The sequence below is a fragment of the Phosphitispora fastidiosa genome (assembly GCF_019008365.1).
GTDB lineage: Bacteria > Bacillota > Thermincolia > Thermincolales > UBA2595 > Phosphitispora > Phosphitispora fastidiosa.
In genome coordinates, this window is record NZ_JAHHUL010000075.1 from 1 (window position 1) to 415 (window position 415).

1 protein-coding gene is annotated in these 415 nt (G+C 41.2%); it reads right to left on the reverse strand.

What is annotated here, in order from left to right; all coding sequences use genetic code 11:
• Window positions 1-221 precede the first annotated feature (221 nt).
• On the reverse strand, window positions 222-415 hold a 194-nt coding region (locus Ga0451573_RS19005), incomplete at its 5' end, for a hypothetical protein (RefSeq protein WP_231685770.1).

Sequence of the window (415 nt, forward strand, 5' to 3'; positions counted from 1 at the left end):
ATAGTACCACACGGTCTTTGTCAAGTAACCGTTTTAGCTGGTTCCAAAGGTTGGGTGACCACTCAAATATCACCCTGATATCCCAACGGCTACGATTGATACAACCATCAGGAGCCACAAAAATATTTTCAGCATTTTCATCTCAATCCCCTCCTACTATTTTAGACGAAGAAAAAGGCTAAAAGTTCCCGGCGGCGGAAAAAACTGATATTGAGAGGATTTTAACCGGTGGACGCAGCAGCATTAATGATGTAGAATAGATAACAAAGGAGGGTAATTATGCATACCGGGGAACTGAAGATACCAACATACGGCAGGCCTATTGAAGCATTTTTCATCGGGTCTTTGACACTTGGATAAATACCGAAATCTTTGAAAGCCTTGAAAACAGGGCTTTTTTTGTTGAAAAAGTGTC